General features: G+C 60.1%; 13 protein-coding genes. 8 read left to right on the forward strand and 5 right to left on the reverse strand.

Translation table 11 applies throughout. From position 1 onward, the window contains the following. The first annotated feature begins 27 nt into the window (after positions 1-27). The 8 genes from ybgF to MUY35_RS13610 all read left to right on the forward strand — a co-directional run bounded on the left by ybgF (position 28) and on the right by MUY35_RS13610 (position 10,034). Positions 28-861, forward strand: a complete 834-nt coding sequence (gene ybgF / locus MUY35_RS13575) for a tol-pal system protein YbgF (protein WP_248369475.1) — start codon at positions 28-30, stop codon at positions 859-861. Beyond that, positions 858-2,111: a tRNA lysidine(34) synthetase TilS gene (tilS, locus tag MUY35_RS13580; protein ID WP_248369477.1), complete on the forward strand. Its 1,254-nt coding sequence runs from the start codon at positions 858-860 to the stop codon at positions 2,109-2,111. The genes ybgF and tilS overlap by 4 nt, the downstream gene beginning before the upstream one ends. A gap of 87 nt (positions 2,112-2,198) precedes the next feature. Further along, positions 2,199-4,115: an ATP-dependent zinc metalloprotease FtsH gene (gene ftsH / locus MUY35_RS13585; protein WP_248369479.1), complete on the forward strand. Its 1,917-nt coding sequence runs from the start codon at positions 2,199-2,201 to the stop codon at positions 4,113-4,115. Positions 4,116-4,257: 142 nt separating this feature from the next. Further along, positions 4,258-5,175: a DMT family transporter gene (locus tag MUY35_RS13590; protein WP_248369481.1), complete on the forward strand. Its 918-nt coding sequence runs from the start codon at positions 4,258-4,260 to the stop codon at positions 5,173-5,175. An 87-nt stretch (positions 5,176-5,262) separates the two neighbouring features. Further along, entirely contained in the window at positions 5,263-5,847 is a 585-nt protein-coding gene (locus MUY35_RS13595) for an MOSC domain-containing protein (RefSeq protein ID WP_248369483.1), read from the forward strand. A 198-nt stretch (positions 5,848-6,045) separates the two neighbouring features. Beyond that, positions 6,046-7,722, forward strand: coding sequence for a formate--tetrahydrofolate ligase (locus MUY35_RS13600; protein ID WP_248369485.1), 1,677 nt, complete (start codon positions 6,046-6,048; stop codon positions 7,720-7,722). 102 nt (positions 7,723-7,824) lie between these two features. Beyond that, positions 7,825-8,727, forward strand: coding sequence for a bifunctional methylenetetrahydrofolate dehydrogenase/methenyltetrahydrofolate cyclohydrolase FolD (gene folD, locus MUY35_RS13605; protein ID WP_248369488.1), 903 nt, complete (start codon positions 7,825-7,827; stop codon positions 8,725-8,727). A gap of 254 nt (positions 8,728-8,981) precedes the next feature. After that, positions 8,982-10,034 carry a Hint domain-containing protein gene (locus MUY35_RS13610; protein WP_248369490.1) on the forward strand — a complete coding sequence of 351 codons (1,053 nt, stop codon included), beginning with the start codon at positions 8,982-8,984 and terminating at the stop codon, positions 10,032-10,034. Positions 10,035-10,058: 24 nt separating this feature from the next. Here MUY35_RS13610 and MUY35_RS13615 read toward each other — a convergent pair whose 3' ends face one another. The 5 genes from MUY35_RS13615 to MUY35_RS13635 all read right to left on the reverse strand — a co-directional run bounded on the left by MUY35_RS13615 (position 10,059) and on the right by MUY35_RS13635 (position 15,985). Further along, complete coding sequence (locus MUY35_RS13615; RefSeq protein ID WP_248369492.1) at positions 10,059-10,853, reverse strand: crotonase/enoyl-CoA hydratase family protein; 795 nt, start codon at positions 10,851-10,853, stop codon at positions 10,059-10,061. 60 nt (positions 10,854-10,913) lie between these two features. Beyond that, positions 10,914-11,294, reverse strand: a complete 381-nt coding sequence (locus MUY35_RS13620; RefSeq protein WP_248369548.1) for a PaaI family thioesterase — start codon at positions 11,292-11,294, stop codon at positions 10,914-10,916. Positions 11,295-11,430: 136 nt separating this feature from the next. Further along, positions 11,431-12,093 carry a ligase-associated DNA damage response endonuclease PdeM gene (gene pdeM, locus MUY35_RS13625; protein WP_248369494.1) on the reverse strand — a complete coding sequence of 221 codons (663 nt, stop codon included), beginning with the start codon at positions 12,091-12,093 and terminating at the stop codon, positions 11,431-11,433. A 56-nt stretch (positions 12,094-12,149) separates the two neighbouring features. Continuing rightward, the gene (locus tag MUY35_RS13630; protein WP_248369496.1) at positions 12,150-14,564 is read right to left on the reverse strand and encodes a ligase-associated DNA damage response DEXH box helicase; all 2,415 of its coding nucleotides are present in this window, start codon (positions 14,562-14,564) and stop codon (positions 12,150-12,152) included. A 107-nt stretch (positions 14,565-14,671) separates the two neighbouring features. Then, on the reverse strand, positions 14,672-15,985 hold the full coding sequence (locus MUY35_RS13635; RefSeq protein ID WP_248369549.1) for an ATPase: 1,314 nt from the start codon (positions 15,983-15,985) through the stop codon (positions 14,672-14,674). Between the last annotated feature and the right edge of the window lie 48 nt (positions 15,986-16,033).

Genomic DNA, 16,033 nt, shown 5'->3' on the forward strand with positions numbered 1-16,033 from the left:
CCACCTAACCATCTAAAGGAGGTTCGGATGTTGCGTTTTCCCCGGCTAACCGCCGCCGCCCTAACCCTGTCGATTGCGTTGGTGGCCCCGGCCACGGCGCAGGATCGTGCGCAAACGCTTGCCGATATCCGGCAAGAGATGTCGATACTTTATGTTGAAGTGCAGAAACTCAGGACCGAGCTGTCCACAACCGGGGCGGCCAATATCGCGACCGGATCTGGCAGCCTGACCGAGCGCGTCGCCGCCATCGAAGGCGAGTTGTCGCGCCTGACCGGCCTGACCGAACAGCTGGAATTCCGTATCGACTCGATTGTAAAAGATGGCACCAACCGTCTTGGCGATCTTGAGTTCCGTCTGGTTGAACTGGAAGGCGGCGATGTCTCAAAACTTGGTGAAACCTCAACCCTTGGCGGGGGCGAGGTGCCCGCTGCACCTGCGGCGGCCCCCGCGCCTGCACAACCGCTGACGACTGAACTTGCCATCGGCGAGAAACAGGATTTTGACACTGCAGGCGCCGCGCTTGAAGCGGGTGACTTCACCCAAGCGGCATCGCTTTACGAGACATTCATTGAAACCTACCCCGGTGGGCCTTTGACCGCCGAGGCGCATTTTCAACGCGGCGAGGCTTTGACTGGGTTGGGCGATATCAAATCCGCCGCCCGTGCTTACCTTAACGCCTTCTCAGGCGCGCCCAACAGCGACCGCGCGCCCGACGCGCTGTTCCGCCTTGGCAATGCACTGGGCGCTTTGGGTCAGATTTCCGAGGGCTGCGCGACACTGGCCGAGGTTGGCAAACGCTTTCCCGGCACGCCTGCCGTCGAAGATGCGCAAGCCGCCCGCGCCAGCCTTGGGTGCCAATGACGCCTGACACTGTTCTGGCAGATGCTCTGCACCGGGTCCGCGCTGGCGGGCCCGTTTTGCGTTTGGGTGTGGCCGTGTCAGGTGGCGGCGACAGCATGGCGCTGCTGCTTTTGGCGCAGGACTGGTGCCGCGAAAACGGTGCAGAGTTGCTGGCGGCAACGGTCGATCACAAGCTGCGCGCTGCGGCTGCGGGCGAAGCGAAATTTGTTCAAGAAGCCTGCACAAGTTTGGCTGTCCCACACGAGACGCTCACGTGGCAGACCCAACCCGAAGGCAACCTTCAAGATGCCGCCCGCCGCGCCCGATATGATCTTCTGGCAGAGTGGGGCCTGCGCCAAAAGCTCGATGCAGTCCTATTGGGACACACGGCTGATGATCAGGCCGAAACCTTCGTCATGCGTCTGGCGCGTGGGTCTGGTGTGGATGGTCTGGCCGCGATGCGCACAGATTGGCGCGACCGAGATGTGCGGTGGTTGCGGCCGCTTTTGCCTGTCGACCGGGCCTCTTTACGCCACGTCCTGACCGCGCGGGGCCAGCGCTGGGTCGATGACCCGTCCAACGAGGACACTCAATTCGACCGTGTCCGCGTGCGGCAGGCCATGCAGCAGCTTTCACAGATCGGCCTTGACCGTACCCGGTTGACCGACACTGCCGCGCGCATGTCGCTGGCCCGCGATGCCCTGTCATGGATTGCGCATGACGCTGCGCGCAGGTTTGCGAAAGTCCATGGCGGTGACGTGCAATTCGCGCTTGCGGGATTTGGCGATCTGCCAACTGAAACGCGACATCGGCTTTTAGCGCAGGCGATCAACTATGTCTCGTCCACCCCCTACCGCCCGCGCTACGGTGCCTTGCGCGCTTTGGAAGGCGACGTGTTGTCGGGCCGAACCCGCACGTTGCAAGGCTGCCTCATCTCGCGCGACGATGACAGGCTGGTGATCGGGCGCGAGCCGCGTGCGGTCGCAACATTAGAAGCCGAACCGGGCGCGTGTTGGGATAAACGCTGGGTTTTGGGCGCGCCAGACCATGCCAAGGCCGGCCGTTTGCAGGTAAAAGCCCTGGCCGAGGGCATCCAGCACTGCGAAAACTGGCGTGCGACCGGGTACGCCCGAAACACCTTGTTGACCGCCCCCGCGCTGTGGGATGGGGACCAATTAATTGCCGCCCCGCTTGCGGGTTTCGGCGAAATGTCCCTACTTTCACGCGCGCCGAATACCGAAGAATTCCTATCAACCATTTTATCGCATTGAACATACTGCGATCATCCCTATTTTAGAGTGACAGCGCGTGGCCCGTAGGCCTGCGTCTTGTCGCCATGGCATTCAAAGGAGATACCCTTGGGCAACGCGAGAAATTTCGCTTTCTGGATCGTACTGTTCCTGTTGATCTTGGCCTTGTTCAACCTGTTTTCGAACGGGCAAGCAGGGCTGGCTGCATCGCAGGTCAGCTTTTCAGAATTTGTGACCTCTGTCGAAGGGGACGAGGTCAAGACCGCGACCATCGATGGCGAGAAAGTCATCTATCAGGCCGCAGACGGCAAGATGTACCAAACCATTGTGCCGCGTGACGCCGAGGTGTCGGGCCTGCTGATCGACAATGGGGTCGAACTGAAAGCCGAGCCGCAGCAGCAATCCAGCTTTATGAGCTTGATGACATTGCTTCTACCGGTGATTCTGCTGATCGGATTCTGGTTCTTTATGATGAACCGGATGCAAGGTCGCGGGGGCGGCGGGGCCATGGGCTTTGGCAAATCGAAGGCCAAGATGCTGACCGAACGCGAAGGTCGTGTGACCTTTGACGACGTGGCGGGCATTGATGAAGCCAAGGAAGAACTGGAAGAGATCGTCGAATTCCTGCGCAATCCGCAGAAGTTCAGCCGCCTTGGTGGACAGATTCCCAAAGGTGCGCTGCTGGTTGGCCCTCCGGGCACTGGTAAAACGCTTCTGGCGCGCGCCATTGCTGGCGAGGCTGGTGTGCCGTTCTTCACCATTTCAGGCTCTGACTTCGTTGAAATGTTCGTGGGTGTCGGCGCAAGCCGTGTGCGCGATATGTTCGAACAGGCCAAGAAAAACGCGCCCTGCATCGTCTTTATCGACGAGATTGACGCGGTGGGCCGTTCACGTGGTGCCGGTTACGGCGGCGGGAACGATGAACGCGAACAGACGTTGAACCAATTGCTGGTCGAAATGGACGGCTTTGAAGCGAACGAGGGTGTGATCATCCTTGCCGCCACCAACCGTCGCGATGTTCTGGACCCAGCACTTCTGCGCCCCGGTCGTTTTGACCGTCAGGTCACCGTGCCAAACCCCGACATCAAAGGTCGTGAGAAGATTTTGGGCGTTCATGCCCGCAAAGTGCCGCTGGGCCCTGACGCCGATATGCGCATCATTGCGCGCGGCACGCCGGGCATGTCGGGCGCCGATCTGGCGAACCTGGTGAACGAAGCTGCCTTGATGGCCGCACGTATTGGCCGCCGTTTCGTGACCATGGAAGATTTCGAGAACGCGAAGGACAAGGTCATGATGGGGGCCGAGCGCCGCTCGATGGTGCTGACTGACGACCAGAAGGAAAAGACGGCTTATCACGAGGCCGGCCACGCCGTGGTTGGCCTGACCCTGCCGCAATGTGATCCGGTCTATAAGGCGACGATCATCCCGCGCGGTGGGGCATTGGGTATGGTTGTGTCCTTGCCCGAAATTGATCGCCTGAATTGGCACAAGTCGGAATGCGAAGAAAAACTTGCCATGACCATGGCCGGTAAAGCCGCCGAGATTATCAAATATGGCGAAGAAAACGTGTCCAACGGTCCTGCTGGCGATATCCAGCAGGCCTCTGGTCTGGCACGCGCCATGGTGATGCGCTGGGGCATGTCCGACAAAGTGGGCAACATTGATTACGCCGAGGCGGCCGAGGGGTATTCGGGCAACACGGCGGGCTTCTCGGTGTCGGCGCATACCAAAGAACTGATCGAGGGCGAGGTGAAGCGCTTCATCCAAGACGGCTATGACACCGCGTTCAAGATCCTTTCTGAAAAGAAAGAGGAATGGGAAAACCTGGCGCAGGGGCTTTTGGAATATGAAACCCTGACTGGTGAAGAAATCAAACGCGTCATGAAGGGCGAGTTGCCCACGAAAAGCGAAGATGACGACACGCCAGACGAAGGCAGCGCGCCATCGGTTACCGCGATTCCGAAAACCAAGCCGCGCGCGAAGCCTCCGGGCGAAGGCGACTTGGAACCAGAACCTACGGCTTGATCGCAGACACACAGCTACCAAACCCCCGAAGGTTAGCTCCTTCGGGGGTTTTCTTTGTTGCCGGCTTTGCGCAGGAAACGGGTCGCCTGCGCCCGGTTACGTTTGGCATCAATGGCCACAACAAGGTCATTGGAAAAGACATATGAAACAACCGCCTTCCTTGTCACTGGACATTGCAAGTTTTGCCATGCTTGTGCTTCTGGCCGCCATCTGGGGCGGGTCGTTCTTCTTTGCTGAGGTCGCATTGCGAGAATTGTCACCCCTAACCATCACCCTTCATCGGGTGTTCTGGGCGGTGCCGATCCTGTGGCTGATCGTGCGTGCCAAACGCATCCAGCTGCCAAGATCGCCCCGGATCTGGGGCAGCTATCTGGTGATGGGCGCGTTGAATAACGCGATCCCGTTCACCCTGATTTTCTGGGGGCAGACCCAAATTGAAAGCGGCATGGCGTCAATTCTGAACGCCACGACGGCGGTGTTAGGTGCGGTGGTGGCCGGGCTTTTGTTGAAAGACGAACCCCTGACCCCGCGCAAACTGATAGGCGCCGCACTGGGTGTGGTCGGGGTTGGTTTCATCATGGGGCGTGGGATATTGTCTGACTTCAACCTGGCAAATCTAGCCCAACTTGCAGTGTTGGCGGCGGCCTTGTCCTATGCGTTTGCCAGCGTCTGGGGCAGGGTGCAGCTTGCCGCGCAGCCGCCCTTGATGAACGCGCTTGGGATGGTGATGGGCAGCGTTGTTCTGATGGTGCCGATCGTCCTTCTTGTCGATGGGGTGCCAAGCGTGCATCTGTCGCTTCCGGTGTGGGGCGCTGTGTTTGGCATTTCGGCCTTGTCGACGTCGCTGGCCTATGTGCTGTATTTCGCCATCCTCGTTCGGGCGGGCGCGGCCAATCTGATGCTGGTCACGCTGTTGGTCCCACCCTTTGCCATTGCACTTGGCGTGATGTTTCTTGGTGAAAGCCTGCCAGCCAGTGCCTATCTGGGCTTTGGCGTCATCGCGCTTGGCCTTGTTGTGACCGATGGGCGCTTGCTGGGTAAGTTACGTGGCAAGCAGTGACACGCGGCGTTGCACATCGTCAGCTTTTGGTTTGCGCTTGTCTGTCCTGACCGCCAAGATGCACGCAGTTTTAGACGAGGAGCCTGGATGCCCGCCCTTATCCCTACCGACCACTACGCCACGATCACGTGGTTGGGTAAAACCGCAGACCGCGACGCGACGCTGACCTCGGTCGCGTGCGATGCGGTCGAGCTGAATTACGAGGGCATCATTGGCGAGGCACGGTCTGGCATAACGCGATCCTCGTGCCCGCGCGTGACCAACCAGTATCCGCTTGGCACCGAAATTCGAAATGTCCGACAGATCTCGGTTCTGTCCGCAGAAGAGCTGGCCGAAATCGCAAGCGCGCTGGATTTAGACCAGATCGACCCTGCATGGTTGGGCGCGTCGATGGTGGTCGAGGGGCTGCCCGACTTCACGCACTTGCCGCCCTCGGCGCGACTTCAGGCGGATAACGGCGCGGCATTGGTGGTGGATATGGAAAACCGCCCCTGCAATTACGTCAGCCGCGAATTGGAACGTGTGCGGCCAGGGCACGGACTTGGCTTCAAGCCTGCCGCCAAGGACAAACGCGGTGTCACGGTCTGGGTCGAACATCCGGGCACGCTGAAGCTGGGGGATCAGTTACGTCTGCATATTCCCGACCAAAGGGCGTGGCAGCCCACGGGGTAGGGCGTTATTGGCCGGTGATCCCGCCAGCCTTGGCGCAGCCGGGCCGACGGGCTTTCCGACGAATTCTGCGGCAAACATGTCGGATTCCACCCTATGGGGGGGTATCAGTGCAGATATGTATCGAAAAGCATATGATCGCAGGATTTACAGGGCTGCGATCTGACCAGAGCAAAAGCGCACCAATCTGAAGGATCTGCCATGAGCTATAAATCCGACATCGAAATTGCCCGCGAAGCCAAGAAACGCCCGATCCAAGAAATCGGCGACAAGCTGGGCATTCCGACCGAACACCTGCTTCCCTTCGGCCATGATAAGGCGAAGGTAAGTCAGGATTTCATCAACTCGGTGCAGGACCGCGAGGATGGCAAGCTGATCCTTGTGACCGCGATCAACCCGACGCCTGCGGGTGAAGGCAAGACGACGACGACCGTGGGTCTGGGTGATGGCCTGAACCGGATTGGCAAAAAGGCGATGATCTGCATCCGCGAAGCGTCGCTTGGGCCGAACTTCGGGATGAAGGGTGGTGCGGCTGGTGGTGGTTACGCGCAGGTCGTGCCGATGGAGGATATGAACCTTCATTTCACCGGCGATTTCCACGCCATCACTTCGGCGCACAGCCTGTTGTCGGCGATGATCGACAACCACATCTATTGGGGCAACGAGCTTGAGATTGACGAACGCCGTATTGCGTGGCGTCGCGTGGTCGACATGAACGACCGCGCACTGCGCGATATCGTGGTGTCGCTGGGTGGTGTATCAAACGGCTTCGCACGTCAGACGGGGTATGACATCACCGTCGCGTCTGAGGTCATGGCGATCCTGTGTCTGTCCAACAATCTGTCAGACTTGGAGAAGCGTCTGGGCGACATCATCGTGGCTTATACCCGCGAACGCAAAGCGATCTATTGCCGCGACATCGGCGCGCATGGCGCAATGACAGTGCTGTTGAAGGACGCGATGCAGCCCAACCTTGTGCAAACCTTGGAAAACAACCCGGCCTTTGTGCATGGCGGCCCGTTTGCCAATATCGCGCATGGCTGCAACTCGGCGATTGCGACCAAGACCGCGATGAAGCTGACGGATTATGTGGTAACCGAAGCTGGTTTCGGGGCCGATCTGGGTGCCGAGAAGTTCATGAACATCAAGTGTCGCAAGGCTGGCATTGCGCCGTCTGTCGTGGTGCTGGTTGCCACCGTGCGCGCGATGAAGATGAATGGCGGCGTGGCCAAGGCCGATCTGGGCGCGGAAAACGTCGCGGCTGTTCAGGCTGGCTGCCCGAACCTTGGTCGCCACATCGAGAACCTCAAATCCTTTGGCGTGCCGGTTGTGGTGGCGATCAACCACTTTGTCACGGACACCGATGCCGAGGTGCAGGCGGTGAAGGATTATGTGGATAGCCACGGGTCCGAGGCGATCCTGTCGCGCCACTGGGAACTGGGGTCGGAAGGGTCAGAGGATCTGGCAAAACGTGTGGCCGAGATTGCGGATGCAGACATCGCCAGCTTCGCGCCGATCTATCCCGACGAGATGCCACTGATGGAGAAAATCGAAACCATCGCCAAGCGCATCTATCGCGCTGACGAGGTTTTGGCCGACAACAAAGTGCGCAACCAGTTGCGCGATTGGGAGGAAGCCGGATATGGCAACCTGCCGGTCTGTATGGCCAAGACGCAATACAGCTTCTCGACCGACCCGACCTTGCGCGGCGCGCCCACCGGCCATTCGGTGCCGGTGCGCGAAGTGCGGCTGTCGGCGGGCGCGGGTTTCGTTGTTGTTGTCTGCGGCGAGATCATGACCATGCCGGGCCTGCCGCGTAAACCTGCGGCGCTGTCCATTGGTCTGAATGACGAAGGAGAGATCGAAGGCCTGTTCTGATCAAGACGGGGCGCGGCGCGGGCTTACCTGTTGCCGCGCCCCGGCCTGTTCTGATACCGGTCAGCCCAGAGACCCATTTACACGATACAAGGAGAGTGGGCCATGACAGCTCAGATCATTGATGGCAAAGCCTTCGCGGCCACGGTGCGCGAAAAGGTCGCCGCCCATGTGGCGCGCGTGAAAGACGAAAGCGGCATCACGCCCGGTCTGGCCGTCGTGCTGGTGGGCGAAGACCCCGCCAGCCAGGTCTATGTCCGCTCGAAAGGCAAGCAGACCGTCGAAGTCGGCATGAACAGCTATGAGCACAAGTTGGAGGCGGACACGTCCGAGGCCGACCTTCTGGCGCTGATCGGCAAGCTGAACAATGACTCGGCTGTGCACGGTATTCTTGTGCAATTGCCATTGCCCGGCCATCTGAACGAAGACCTCGTCATCAACTCCATCGACCCGACAAAAGACGTGGACGGGTTTCACATCTCGAATGTCGGCCTGTTGGGCACGGGGCAGAAGTCCATGGTGCCCTGCACGCCGCTGGGCTGCCTGATGATGCTGCGCGACCATCACGGGTCGCTGACGGGTCTGGATGCGGTAGTGATTGGCCGGTCCAACATCGTCGGCAAACCGATGGCGCAATTGCTGTTGGGCGACAGTTGCACCGTCACCATCGCGCACAGTCGCACCAAAGACTTGCCCGACGTTGTGGGCCGCGCCGATATCGTTGTGGCCGCAGTGGGACGCCCTGAGATGGTGCCTGGCGACTGGATCAAAGACGGTGCCACGGTGATTGATGTGGGCATCAACCGCATCGACGCGCCCGAGAAGGGCGAGGGCAAGACCCGCCTTGTGGGCGACGTGCATTTCGAAAGTGCGGCCAAAGTTGCCGGTGCGATTACCCCCGTGCCGGGTGGCGTTGGCCCGATGACGATCGCCTGCCTGCTGGCCAACACCCTGACGGCGTGCTGCCGTGCAAACGGGCTGGTCGAACCCGAAGGCCTGACCGCCTAAACACCGCGTCAATCAAAGCGCTACCGAGGGCGGATTTCGATCCGCCCTTTTTTGTGTGCTCTCGCCTGTTGCCCCAACTGTTGCACGGCGAACACTCTGATCCTGCGTCGGAATTATTTAGAATCGCCCAAAGAAATATTCTGTTAATCTTTTCAACGTTAACGCGACGCAAAAAAGTCGCGGGCAATTGAGCAGTCGACTGCGGCCATCAAGCCGCGAGGAGAGGGCGTTTTAACAAACGCTGCAGGTAGAACATGTCTATTTCCATATATGGTGCCTTTCGCACCAATACGTCTATGTCGGCCAATACGGCGACCTACGCCACGATTGGATCGACGTTCCAGATCAATTCTTACAGCAAAATCTCGATCACAGATGGCGGCGACCCTTCGATCATTACAGGCGACAACGTCACGAACGAGACGCCAAATGACCCAAGCCAAACCTACAATGGTGAGGTCATCATTTGGGATTATACGATTCAAGTCACCGACGGCTCGAACACCTACGAAGTGGGTGTTATGGACTGGGACATTAACGGCAACGGAACGTACCAATGGCCGACCGGTGAACAGGGGTATTTCATTGCGTTTCTGAACGGCGACATACCTCCGGTGAACACGACGCTAACGGTGGTGGCGGTTACAGATAACGGACCGTCCATTCCCGTCAGCTCGGTCGTGCCTTGCTTTGTTGCAGGCACGTTGATTGATACGCCTAGCGGGCCGCAGAAGATCGAGAAGCTCAGAGCGGGCGACGATGTCCTGACGCTGGACAATGGCCCGAAGCGGATCCGCTGGATCGGTGCGCGCACATTAAGTATCCGCGAGATAGTGTTGAAACCAAAGCTGAAACCGATCCGCATCAAGGCTGGCGCGCTGGGGGCGAACTTGCCGTTGCGCGACCTCTGCGTGTCACCACAACACCGGGTGCTGGTGCGTTCACCCATCGCCAAACGGATGTTTGGCGGCGAAGAGGCGCTGATCCCGGCCCATAAACTGGTCGACATTCCCGGTATCTTCACCGACACGGTCGACGGGCCGGTGACCTACATGCATTTGCTGCTGGACAGCCACGAGATTGTCTTTTCCGAAGGTGCGCCGACCGAAAGCTTGTTCACTGGGAAAGAGGCCCTGAAAAGTGTTGGGGACGATGCGTATGACGAGATAATATCGCTGTTTCCCCAACTTGCGGCGTCTGATTACCTGCCCGCAATGGCACGGTTCTGTCCGCCGAAAGGCAAGCACATGAAAACATTGGTGCGCCGACACGTTTCTAACCAGAAACCGTTATTGGCGGTGCAATAATCCGTCCCCAGCGCCGTATCAGATCTAATCCTTGAAGTTTGGTGGGCGTTTCTGCATGCCCGCCACCACGGCCTCCATCTGGTTGGGCTTGCCCATCAAGGCTTCCTGCACGCGGCTTTCAGCGATCAAAGTGTCTTTCACCCCCATCAACTCGGTGTCGCGGATCAGCGCCTTAGCAGCGCGGATGGCGTCGGGGGATTTCTGCGCGATCTCGGTCGCGAGTGCCTGCGCACGATCCAGTGGCGTCTCCGACAGTTCGGTAACGAACCCCCAGTTCAACGCCTGACCAGCCTCGAACTGCTCGGCGGAGTAAGTCAGTTTGCGGATTACATCGCCACGCGCCAAGCGTCGCATCAGAACCATGCCGCCCATGTCGGGGATGATGCCCCAGCGGCCTTCCATGATCGAAAAGCGCGTATCCGGCGCGGCGATGCGCATGTCCGCGCCCAGCATGATCTGAAACGCGCCGCCGAATGCATAGCCATGCACCGCTGCGATCACGGGTTGCGGCATCTCTGCCCAAACTATCGCGGCTGCTTGAAACAGGTTCGCGTTGCCGTGGGTGCGCTCAAGGAACACGCCGCCCTGCATGGCGAACTGCGCGATTTCGGGCATGGCGGCCAAATCCAGCCCGGCTGAGAATGCAGGCCCGTCGCCCGCCAGAACCACGGCACGAATGTCTTTGCGCGCAGCAAGGGTTTCGCCTGCGGCCACGATGGCGCGGATCATTTCAAGGTCCAGCGCGTTGCGCTTGTCGGCGCGGGTCAGGGTGACGGTGGCCACTTGGTTTTCTTCGGTGATGCGGACGCGGTCGGACATGGGGATCTCCTAATTGGGCGTAGGCGCGAGTGTGCCGTTTGTCGGCAGCCGGGCCAACTGTCACGTTGCGGCAGGTGGTGTGGACACGGGAACCATCGTGCCCAGAAGTTTGGCGATCAGCGTGCGCTGGCCGTCCTGTTCGGCCCAGACATCGGCTTCGACCGGGATCAGACGGCGGCCAATGCGCAACACGCGCCCTTCGGCGACCAGCCTGTCACCTTTGGCGGGCGCAAGCAGGTTGATCTTGATTTCCGAGGTCAGAACCTCGTGACCGTCGGGCATGACAGACAGCGCCGCATAGCCCGCCGCTGTGTCGCCCAACGCAAAGGTCAGGGCCGCGTGACCAAACCCGTGCTGTTGGCGCATCGTGTCCGGGATCGGCGCGGTGATCTGACAAAAGCCATGCCGCAGATCGGTTATGTCAGCGCCGATCAACGCCATCAGGTTCTGTGCCGCAAAGCTGTCGCGGATTTTTGTTACGGTGTCTTGGGGTAGGTGGGTCAAGAGCAATCCTTTGCGTCAGCCAAGACTAACATAACCCGCGCATTGTGAACCCGGAACGCGGCGTCAAACCGGGTTAACGCGGCATCGGGATTGGCTGCGGCGGGTCACCCAGAAGGACCGCGATGGCCTCTGGCCGCATCAGGCGCGACAGGACAGAGTGGTCGGACCGCAACCCACCCGTATAGGTGCCATAGGACGGCATGATCACCCGGTCGCCGTCAAACAACATGCAAGGCCTGCTGACCGTGCGCCCCTTGATGTGCAGTCGCGCCTTGGGGTGGAAATGCCCGGTGACCTCGCCCGCCGCGCCCACCCGTGCGATATGGCGAAAGTGCAGCGGAGGGTGCAACAGCTCGGCCAGATGGGTGCCCGCGAACTCAATCGGGCCGGGATCATGGTTGCCTTCGATCCAAACCCAGCGGCGCCCGGCCATGAGGCGGTTCAACCACTGCGCTTCAACCTCGGGAAGGTTGTCGGACGCCTCAAGGTCATCGAAACTGTCGCCCAGACAGACCACGGTGCGCGCGCCAGATGCCTCGATATCGGTTTGAAGACGATGCAACGTGTCGCGCGTTTCGTAAGGGGGAAGGATCGCGCCGCCCTTGCGCGCCATGCGTTCCGATTTGCCAAGATGCAGGTCGGACACGCACAAAAGCCACTCGTCCGGCCACCACAACGCACCGGATGGCAGCAAGGTCAGCTTCACCCCTGCCAAATTAAAGTCGTACCCCTTCATATAGTCTAGAAAGTCGATTTCCCGCGTTATTGCAAGCTATTACGACGCGTGGCGCGCTATACCAGCCCGGCTTCCATCATAAGGCGATCTGCTTCGGCCCGCATCAGGGCGTCTGCCCCGGCACCGTCAACGGGCACCTTGCCGACCTCAAGGAACAGAGGGGCGGCGAAGGGCGTGACGCGGCCCGGGTGCACGTGGTCGATCAGCCCGCCTGTGCGCGCCAGCATCTCGTCAATCCGACCAAATCCGATCAGCCCGCGCATCGCCTCGTCCCGCGTGATGGATAGCAGCAGGTGGTCGGGGTCGTATTTTCGCAGGGTATCGTAAAGGATGTCGGCCGAGAACGTGGCCTGCCGACCCGAGGATCGCTTGCCCGGCAGGTTGCGGGTGATCAACCCAGCGATGGTGGCCGCGCCCTTGAAGCTGCGTTTCATCAGGGCGTTTTCCGCAAGCCATCCGTCCAGCCCGTCATGCAGGCCCGTGGCGTCGAGCGCGTGAGCGGGGTTGTCCAGATGCGACACGGACCAAATCAGCGTGGCATAGTCGGTGGCGACAAAGCCCAGCGGGCCAAGCCCCATCTCCTCCATCCGGCGTGTGACCATCAGGCCCAGCGTTTGCTGCGCGTTCTTGCCCGCAAAACCATAGATGCAGGTGTGCGGTCGATCCTCGTGATCGAAACTTTCGACAAGGATGCGACCGGCGCGGGGCAGAAGGCTCACCTCACGCTGCAATTCGATCCAGTCAAGCGTATGACGCGGCAAGTCGGGCAGGGGGGTGCGATGCAGAAGGTCAAGGATGCGGGTGGACAGTTGGGTTGAAGTCGAAAACTTGGTGCCGGAAAACACCGCGAGCTTGGGTTTGCGGCCCCGGTCGCGGCTAACTTGCACCTCCATCTCGCGCAAGCTTTCAAACCGCACTATCCTGCCGCCCATCAGGAAGGTGTCACCGGGGGTTAGCGAGGCGGCGAAGCTTTCTTCGACCTCGCCCAAGGGCTTGCCACCCGAGGCACCAGACCGCCCCTTCATCCGCACCTTCAGCGTGTCGGTGTCGATGATCGTGCCCACATTCATCCGCACCTGTTGGGCCAGTCGCGGATCGCGCAGCTGCCACAAGCCGTCGGCCCGCTGCATCAGACGTTGCCACCGGTCATAGGCGTGCAGGGCATAGCCGCCGGTCGCCACGAAATCGAGGCAGGCGTCGAAATTGACGCGGGTGAGGCCCGCATAGGGGCCAGCGGTCGTGACCTCGGCAAACAGCGCATCGGCGTCAAAGGGGGCGGAACAGGCGGTGATCAGGATGTGCTGACACAACACGTCACGCGGGCCGGGGCCGCGCGGGTCGCCGTCAAGGTCATGAGCCAGAACGGCCTCGATCGCGGCGTGGCATTCGATGACCTCCCACCGGTTGGCGGGCAGGATCAGAGCCTTGGACGGCGCATTGTATCGGTGATTGGCCCGCCCGATCCGCTGCACAAGACGTTTTACGTTCTTCGGCGCGCCGACTTGAATGACCAGATCGACATCGCCCCAATCAAGCCCAAGGTCCAGCGATCCGGTGCAGACAACAGCCCGCAGGCTGCCTGCCACCATCGCGGCCTCGACCTTCTTGCGTTGTTCCAGCGCCAGCGAGCCGTGGTGGATGCCGACGGGCAGGGCGGCGTCATTTGCCATCCAAAGCTCGTGAAAGAAAATCTCGGCCTGCGCGCGGGTGTTGTGGAAGATGAGCGTGGTCTTGTGTTTTGCGACCTCGTCCAAGACCTCGCGGATCGCATAGCGCCCCCCACCGCCCGACCATGGGGGCGGGGTGTCGGTGGTTAGCATTGCGATGTCGGGATCAGGGCCGGGGTCGGCTTCGATAATTTCGCACCGGGTTGGGTGCGGGGCAAGGAATTGAGCCAGCGCAGGCGGGTCTTCGACCGTGGCCGACAGCCCGACGCGTTTGAGGTCGGGGCACAGCGCGTGCAGCCGTGACAGGCACAGCATCAGTTGATCGCCGCGTTTGCTTTCCGCCAGCGCGTGCAATTCGTCTACGACCACGCGCCTCAGGCCGGTAAACATATGCGGCGCATCCTCATAACTTAACAACAGCGCAAGGCTTTCCGGCGTGGTCAGCAAAATATGCGGCGGGTCGGCGCGTTGGGCTTTCTTGCGGGTTTGGGTGGTGTCGCCTGACCGATCCTCGACCCGGATCGCCAGCCCTATATCCTCAATCGGCGTCGTCAGATTGCGCCGCATATCCGCGGCCAACGCCTTTAGGGGCGAGATATAGAGCGTGTGAAGGCCCGGCCCCGGCGCGTTGCCCAGCTCCACCAGACTGGGCAGAAACCCGGCCAGCGTTTTGCCACCCCCGGTCGGTGCGATCAGCATCACGGCGGGCGCGTCGGCGCGGGCCAACATCGCCTGCTGGTGCGGATGCGGGGTCCAGCCGCGTTGGGTGAACCAGCGTTCAAAGGCGGGAGGCAGGGTGGTCATAGAGGCAGGATAGGAAATGGCGCGCGGCGTGAACATGCCCGAAATGCGAACGAGCACAAAAAAAGGGCGACCTGAGGGCCGCCCTTGGAGATGGTTTGGATCGCGTGCTAGTGCACGATTTCCTCTTCTTTTACGAACATGTTTTCCCACGCGCGGTCGATCAGCTCCGGGGTCATCTGGGGGGGCAGCCCCTCAAAATCGCAAATCGACAGCATCTGGTCGATCAGGAACACCGGCTGATAGTTGGCGTAGATGTTGTCGATCGTCGGGTATTTGGTTTTCAACAGGTGGATCAAAGCGTCCTGTGACAGCGGCATCCCCTTCTTCTTTGCTACCATCGCGAAGATTTTCAGGAAGCCTTCCTGATCCGGCCCGTCGATTTTGATCTTATAGAAAATCCGGCGCAGGGCCGCCTTATCGAAGATCTTGTTTGGGTGAAAGTTGGTCGAGAAGATGACCAGTGTGTCAAACGGCACCTCGAATTTTTCACCCGATTGCAAGGCCAGAATATCTTTGTTTTCTTCCAGCGGCACAATCCAGCGGTTGATCAGCGCCTGGGGCGGATCGGCTTGGCGACCAAGGTCGTCGACGATGAAGACGCCGCCCGAGGATTTAAGCTGAAGCGACGCCGTATAGGTCCGCGCGGTCGGGTTATAAACCAGATCGAGCATGTCCAGCGTCAGTTCACCACCGGTGATCACCGTGGGACGTTCGCACAGCACATAGCGACGGTCGTATTTCTTCGATACCCGGCGAAGCGCGTTCGGATCGCCCTCTTCATCCTCAGCCAGGGTGTGAACGATTGGGTCATAGACGGTGATGACCTGACCGGAATATTCAATCGCGCGCGGGACATAGATTTTGTCGCCCAATGCGTCACGGATCCCGTTTGAGATCGAGGACTTACCATTGCCCGGCGGTCCATACATCAAGATTGACCGGCCCGAGCCGACAGCCGGTCCAAGCTGGTCCAGCAAATCAGGCGGCAAGATCAGATGCCCCATGGCGCCAGTCAACTGGTCGCGCGACATGTGGATGTTGCGGATCGACTGACGTTTCACCTGTTTGGCATAGACCTCCATCGGCACAGGCATTGCGCCGAAATATTCCGACTGCGACAGCGCATCCAGCGCGCGCGCCTTGCCGGTGTCCGACAAGCGGTAGCCCATTTCAGAGGATTTGGAACCTGCCTGCAACGTGCCCATCGCCTCGACCAGCCCGCCATCCCGGCTCATGTCGATCAGTTCCTGCACCACGCGGGCGGGCAGACAAAGCACGCGTTCAAGGTCGGTGACTTGTTCAAGATTGGTACGGAACATGGTCTTCAGCAGGATGTCCCGCATCATCACCAAGGTCAGCCCGGTTTCGGACAGGCTCATCGCCGGTGGGGGGGCCATCATGTCCGTGCTATGTACATTCATTGTCATGCTCGATCTTATGTTGCGGTTTCAGACTGCCGAGTCAATAAA

This window comes from Aliiroseovarius sp. S1339 (genome assembly GCF_023195695.1).
Classification (GTDB): Bacteria; Pseudomonadota; Alphaproteobacteria; order Rhodobacterales; family Rhodobacteraceae; genus Aliiroseovarius.